The sequence below is a fragment of the Roseomonas sp. TAS13 genome (genome assembly GCF_001950415.1).
GTDB lineage: Bacteria > Pseudomonadota > Alphaproteobacteria > Acetobacterales > Acetobacteraceae > Roseomonas > Roseomonas mucosa.
On sequence record NZ_BDLP01000340.1, the window covers coordinates 1 to 4,705 of the forward strand.

Consider the following 4,705-nt stretch of genomic DNA (forward strand, 5'->3'; position numbering starts at 1 on the left):
ACGAGGGGCGTCTATCAACGCCCCTCGCCCTTCGGTCGAGGGGTTCTCCTTCGCCTGCGGCGCGCGTCGAACAAGGGGCGGGGGTTTGCACGGTGCAAATCGGAGAGGAGGCAGGATGTAAATAAAAATCATCCAAAATGTTTACAACTATTGACGGCATGAGGCCACTAAGCTATTGTTCCTGTGTTGGTTCGGTAGAGCCAACCCGGACCCGACGCGGCGGCAACCGCAAGGCTCCGGTGACACATGCAGGAGTGATCCCTATGCAGCTTTCCAGCCGTTTCGCCGCCAAGTCCCCCGCCATCCGTTCGGTGTCGCCCCTCACCGACGACGAGATTGCGCGCGTGGTGCCGTCCATCTTCGCCCAGGCGCCGCACGACAGCCGTTCGGAGCGTTACACCTACATTCCGACGATCGAGGTTTTGCAGGGCCTCCGCAAAGAGGGGTTTCAGCCCTTCATGGCGTGCCAGACGAAGGTGCGGAACCTCGATAAGCGCGAACACACCAAGCACATGATCCGGCTTCGCCACGCCAACCAAATCGCGGGCCGCGAGGCTAACGAAATCATCCTGTTGAACAGCCACGACGGAACGAGCAGCTATCAGATGCTCGCCGGCATGTTCCGCTTTGTCTGTCAAAACGGGATGGTCTGCGGTGACACGCTCGCGGACTTCCGCGTGCCCCACAAGGGCGACGTGATCGGGCAGGTTATCGAGGGCGCCTATACCGTCCTTGATGGTTTCGAGAAGGCGACCGAGCAGGCCGAGGCGATGAAGGCCCTTGCCCTGCCGGCGCCGGAACAGGCCGCTTTCGCTCGTGCTGCCCTCGCGCTTCGCTATGACGACGAGAACCCGGCGCCGATCGAGGCCGAGCAGCTCCTACAGGCGAAGCGTTACGAGGATCGCAGCGGCGACCTTTGGACCACCTTCAACCGGGTTCAGGAGAACATGACGAAGGGTGGCGTTCACGGGCGCAACCGCACCGGCAAGCGCGTGACCACTCGCCCTATCAACGGCATCGACCAGAACGTGAAGGTCAACCGCGCCTTGTGGGTGCTGGCCGAGGAAATGCGGAAGCTCCGGGCCTAACGGCCCGAGCGGGGCGCGGCGCAGGCCGCGCCCCTTCCGCTTCCCAGGATCGCGGCTGAACCGCGATCGTCGTCTAGCCAGGTCAAGCGATGCGTCCCCATCCAACCCCGAAGCAGCGCCGCGCGCAGCTCGCCGCGAGAGACAGCGCGGCCGAGCTGCTGGACGCGCAGCCGGCACCGATCGGTCACAACCGCCCTTCCCCTCCCGCATATGCACCCATGCCAGCGGGCGCCGCTTGCTCCCGCTGCCATCATTGGAAAGCACCCAATCCGCGCGACGTATCGGCTTACGACCATTGGCGGGCGACGGGCCGGGGGCGGCGCGTCAAAGAACCGTCCGGCACCTGCGACCGCATCTTGCACAGCCCAGGCCGAACGCCCGCCTTCGGCGGGTCTATGGGCCGGAGCGCCTGTTACAACTACGAGCCAGACCGGCGGCCCAGGCCCGAGCATGACCGGCGCGGCTTCCTCACGATCTATCAGGGCGACCGGATCGTTTGGCAGGGCACAGAAGGCGACGAGCCGGCCGAGTTTCGACAGGGGGGATTTGTTCGCATGATTGCCGCCGCGCTCGCCTGCCTCTTTGTGGGCGACAGCACCGCCCGGGGCGCCGCCCAGGCGTTCAATCGGCGGGCCGCGCTCCCCTGCCCCGTCGTTGCCCGGGTTGGTGCAGGATCGGCCGAGGTAGCACGGTGGATGCTGCCGGCGACGTCAGCCCGCTTCGCTATCGTCGGGATCGGGACGAACGACCCGACCCGACCCGGTTTGCGGGCGAGCCTTTGGGCGACAAGGCGCAAGATATAGGCTGCGCGCGTGGTGTGGCTGCTGCCTTACCATCGAGGCGCAGCCGCCCAGGTGGAGGCCGTGGCGACGAGCTGCGGGGATTACGTCCTAGACCTTGCGGAGCTGCCGACGCGCGACCGCATCCACCCCGCGACATATGCAGGCGTTGCAACCGCCCTACGTCGCTTAGGTGTCCAATGACCGCCGCGCACGCTTGTTCGTCAACAGCGGGGTATGTATTGTTTACAAGTATTGACGGCGCGGAGAGAGCGGGCGAGGGATCGCGCATGAGAGAAGGCACAATGTCAGCGGCTGACTTCGAGGCGCTAAAGCCTCGATTGGGCCGCCTCACGATAGACTCCTTCAACATCGCTCGCGCCTTCTTTGTAGAAGGGAAGCGACCCGTTGAGGTGGCCGCGCAGCACGGCACGAGCCGGCAGCGCGTAAACGGCATCATCCGGCGCGTTGAAGAAGCGATGAAGGACGTTCCGGCCGACTGGCGCCGGGTCGAGGTGTTCTTGCCGCCCGAGCTGGCGGCCCAGGTCGAGCGCATGGCCGAGGAGGCGCGGGCCGCCTATGCAGGCGGCGCTAAGGGTAGCTCCGGCTCCCCCGCGTAAGCCTTCCCACGCGGGCGCCGGCTGTCCGCCGGAAAGTAGTTGTAGAGCGTTGAGGGGCCGACCTTGAGGCGGCGCGCTACTTCCGAGAACGGCACAGGCGGGTCCGCTTCAAGCAACGTGCGCGCCGTGTCTATGTCCGCTTCCGACAGACGCCGGGGCCGGCCGCCCTTCCTCCCTCTGGCCCGTGCCGCATCAAGCCCCGCCTTAGTGCGCTCGCGGATCAAGCCCCGCTCGAATTGCGCCAGGGCGCCGAACATATGAAAGATCAGCTCGCCGGCCGCGTTGCTGGTGTCGATCTGTTCGGAGAGCGAGCGCAACCCGACGCCATGCTTTTTCAGCGTGCCGACAGTCTCGATAAGCTGCGGCAGCGAGCGGGCGAGCCGATCGAGGCGCCAGACAACCAGCGTGTCGCCCTCGCGCATGTAGTCGAGAGCGGCTTTCAGGATTGGCCGCCCGGCACGCGCACCCGATGCGGTTTCCTCAAAGACCCTATCGCAGCCGGCGACCTTGAGCGCGTCGAGCTGGCCGGCGGCCTTCTGATCCGCCGTCGAAATGCGGGCATATCCGACGAGCTGCGCCATTCAGTCCCTTTGTCTCCAACAACCCATGACCGACCGCTAGTTTATGACGGATAGGTTTGCGAGGGGTTTTCAGACGGATTCTAGGCTATCGACCGGGCAATTTCCAGGCGAAGGCGCCACCCCTCGCAAAACGGTCGTTTGTTGATGCCTGCTGGCGTGCTGCGTGACACCCGTACCGACCAGGGGTGGAGGCACATGCAGGCTACCGAGGTGCAGCCCTGCCGGTGCGTGAACGCAACTAAACAGCGAGGGCGAGCTGCTTATGCGAGATTGATGCTATCTTAGACGATAGGCCAATTTTGTCCTCTGCTTTCATGCGCGCGTGCGGAGACATAAAACCTAGAAGATGCTCCAAGCCAGAAACATCCGATATTGTCAAAAAGTCCTTGTTCTTATTAACAAAGACAACTGACTTCTTGTCGGCTCTAAGTAGCTCAATGACATTGCTTAGAGTCCCGGTGCTTTTGCAATCCCAGACCATGAGCCCGTAATCACTTGCGTTCGCCATCTCCAAATCCTTGGCGGTAAAATAGGCTCTGCTTCCCTTAGCGGCGTCGGGATAAACATTCTTCACCGGCCAAGCAGCTACGTTGTTGCGGGGCGTGTCACCGCTGCAATAGACAGTGACTTGTTGAGCGCCGCTCTGTGCGAGACAATCCTGAATCGACGTGTCAGCGCCATCCGCGTCGCCAACAACAACAGATAATTCTGAGGAAACGACATTTTCAATGCGCTTCCTAACCTTCTCGTGAAGGCGGCTAATCGAGATTGAGCCAGCTATAAAAACGGTTGCCATGATTTATTTCCAGCTCACAGTTGCGGCGAATACCTTGTTGATCTTGGGATACGTCCGAAGGGCAGCGCACACCGCTTCCATCGTCGCTCCCGTGTCAAACAGATCGTCCAGCATCAAGGCGTTCCAACAACCTTCGTTGGTGATCTCATTGTTTATCGTGAACCGTCCTTCCAACGCAGCCTCTTTTTCCGCCTTGGTTTTCAGGTTCTTGAGCTGTGGGGCACCTTGCGGCGCCGGCGTCTTGACCACGATATTGTGGAACACCGGGATGTTCGCAAGCCGGCCAAGCTCCTTGGCGATTTCGTCAACGGGTTGCCTCTGCCGCGCCGTTGACGCTGGCATGGGGATGATAAGCCCAACTTTCTTGAACAGCGGCAAGATATGTTGGTTGAGAGCGGCAGCGATTGGAGCGACCTGGTTCCAGTCGGATCGATACTTGAGCTGGAACAGTGCTTCGCCGGGTTCGGAACGTGTGGTGTCAAACATCGGATAACCGTTCGCGTCGTTGCCGAGGTGAACGCTAGAGAGGGTATGCTTGTGCAAAGCATAGCCGGCATCCCAGTTGCCGACGATTTGTCTTACCTGCACCTGCATTCGTCACTCTCCCCCGGTTTCTAACAAGGGATACGGAACGGCAACGGAAGACGCTAGACTTCTTAGGGCCAGACCAGGGCATGGGCGCCAACCGGCCTTCCACCCACCCTCCTCCGCGCTGCTGCGCGCCGCTCCGTGCAGGCGGGTCCCTGCGAAGGCCAGTTGACCCCCGCGCCCTGCCCCGGCGGTTCTGATGGTGTCGGGACGAGGGGCGTCTATCAACGCCCCTCGCCCTTCGGTCGAGGGG

At 62.3% G+C, this 4,705-nt stretch carries 5 protein-coding genes; 2 read left to right on the plus strand and 3 right to left on the minus strand.

Annotation, left to right across the window (positions count from 1 at the left end):
• Positions 1-263: 263 nt before the first annotated feature.
• On the plus strand, positions 264-1,088 hold the full coding sequence (locus tag ROTAS13_RS19615) for a DUF932 domain-containing protein (protein WP_075823166.1): 825 nt from the start codon (positions 264-266) through the stop codon (positions 1,086-1,088).
• A gap of 1,084 nt (positions 1,089-2,172) precedes the next feature.
• Complete coding sequence (locus tag ROTAS13_RS19620; RefSeq protein ID WP_171979164.1) at positions 2,173-2,487, plus strand: TrfB-related DNA-binding protein; 315 nt, start codon at positions 2,173-2,175, stop codon at positions 2,485-2,487.
• Here the strand turns inward: ROTAS13_RS19620 and ROTAS13_RS19625 are convergent.
• From ROTAS13_RS19625 to ROTAS13_RS19635, 3 genes are all read right to left on the minus strand, one after another.
• On the minus strand, positions 2,445-3,068 hold the full coding sequence (locus ROTAS13_RS19625) for a recombinase family protein (RefSeq protein WP_075823168.1): 624 nt from the start codon (positions 3,066-3,068) through the stop codon (positions 2,445-2,447). The two genes, ROTAS13_RS19620 and ROTAS13_RS19625, sit on opposite strands and share 43 nt — an antisense overlap.
• 238 nt (positions 3,069-3,306) lie before the next feature.
• Positions 3,307-3,864, minus strand: coding sequence for a hypothetical protein (locus ROTAS13_RS19630; RefSeq protein ID WP_075823169.1), 558 nt, complete (start codon positions 3,862-3,864; stop codon positions 3,307-3,309).
• A gap of 3 nt (positions 3,865-3,867) precedes the next feature.
• Positions 3,868-4,458, minus strand: a complete 591-nt coding sequence (locus tag ROTAS13_RS19635; protein WP_075823170.1) for a ComF family protein — start codon at positions 4,456-4,458, stop codon at positions 3,868-3,870.
• Between the last annotated feature and the right edge of the window lie 247 nt (positions 4,459-4,705).